The 1,747-nt window shown below is 50.0% G+C and carries 1 protein-coding gene; it reads right to left on the bottom strand.

Features of this window, described 5'->3' with window-relative positions; genetic code table 11:
• Positions 1-1,622, bottom strand: a 1,622-nt coding sequence (locus R6242_RS22175) for an ABC transporter transmembrane domain-containing protein (RefSeq protein ID WP_318431059.1), incomplete at its 3' end; no start/stop codon positions are given.
• Positions 1,623-1,747 lie beyond the last annotated feature (125 nt).

The raw sequence follows: 1,747 nt of genomic DNA, 5'->3' as shown, positions 1-1,747 counted from the left end.
CAGCCCCTTTTGCATCTGGATTGGGTTGATTGCCATGACGACCACTCCAAAAAAGAACGTTCGTTCACCTTAGGCCTTTTAGGTGGTTTGAGCAAGGAGGTTGAGCAAGAGACATAATCAGGTAAATTAATGCCACGCAAGATTTCCGGGCCATCTGCACGGTAGCGAAAATGTACTTGATCAAATTCAATCTGGCCAATAATGGCAGGCAATTGCGCCCGGCTCTGATTAATTTCACTACGGGTATTTAAGATGTCCCCCAAGCGCTGCATCGAGATACCCACCTGCTGAAAATCCTGCCACAGCTGCGCCAAACGCATAACAGGGCTCGCCACGCGGCCTGCCAGCATATTGAAAGCAATAAGCTGACCTACCGTCAACTTCCCTTCAATCACCAGCTTCGCCCCCAGCCACATGGTGGCCACGGTGACGATTTTTTGAATAAGGTTGACACCTTGACTGCCGATATTGGCGAGGTTGGCTACTTTAAAACCTGCCGACACATAAGCCGCCAACTGCTGATCCCAGCGGCGAGTAACTTGCGGCTCTACCGCCATCGATTTAACCGTTTCAATCCCACTCACCATTTCTACTAAGAAGGATTGATTCTCCGCACCACGGGCAAATTTCTCATCTAAGCGGGCTTTTAATACCGGGGTAATCAATACCGATAGGCCGATATAGCAGGGCAAAGACACCAGCACAATTAAGGTGAGCCACCAGCTGTAGTAAGCCATCACCGCCAGAAACACCACAGAGAAGAACAGATCCAGCACCGAAGTCAGCGCTTGGCCAGTCAGGAAATTACGGATGTTTTCTAGCTCGCGTACCCGCGCCACTGAATCCCCTACTCGCCGTGCCTGAAAATAAGCCAGAGGCAAGGCCAGCAAATGGCGAAACAACTTAGCACCCAACTCCACATCAATCCGATTGGTGGTGTGGCTAAAGACATAAGTACGCAGCCCAGTCATCCCCACTTCAAACAAAGAAATCACCAAGAGGCCAATGGCAATCACATCCAAGGTTGTCACGCCATGGTGTACCAGCACTTTATCCATCACCACCTGAAAAAACAGCGGCGTAGCCAAAGCCAAGAGCTGCAAGAAAAACGACACCAACAGCACTTCGCCGAGCAACTTTCGATACTTCACCACAGCAGGGATAAACCATGAAAAATCAAAACGGGCTAAATCGCCTGCCAAACTGGCACGGGAAGTAAACAAAATCAGCCGCCCAGACCATAAAGCCTGCCACTCTTCTTTAGAGCAAGACTGTGGCCGCCCGCTTTGTGGATCATGGAATAACACGGCAGGATCGCTATTGGCATCGACCTTAGCCAAAATCACCCAGCTGCCATCCACGCGCTGTGCCATCGCGGGCAAAGGAGTGCGATCCAAACGATCAAAATGGGTATCAACCGCCTTGGCTTTTAAGCCAGACTGTTTGGCTGCACGCAATACATCGGATTCACTTAACAGGCCCGATTCACCCGCAAACTGATGCTTAATTTGTTCAGGCTCGATCGCCACTTGATGAAAGCGCGCCAGCATAATCAGGCACGCTAAAGCAGAATCAAAAGCAGGCGCATCTGCAGAAGATTCGGGTAGGTCTAAGAGTTTCATTGCTGTTGACGCCGACCGAAAACTGACCCACTACAGCTAGTTCTGCCGATCCAAAATTGACCCAGGTGCTTTACTTATTCTGCTTAACTCTTGAGCAGAGGATAAAAGGTGATCACCATGGAAAT

The organism is Iodobacter sp. CM08 (assembly GCF_033446605.1).
GTDB lineage: Bacteria > Pseudomonadota > Gammaproteobacteria > Burkholderiales > Chitinibacteraceae > Iodobacter.
Note: the sequence above shows the minus strand (reverse complement) of the source record. Positions and strands in the feature narration are given on the sequence as shown.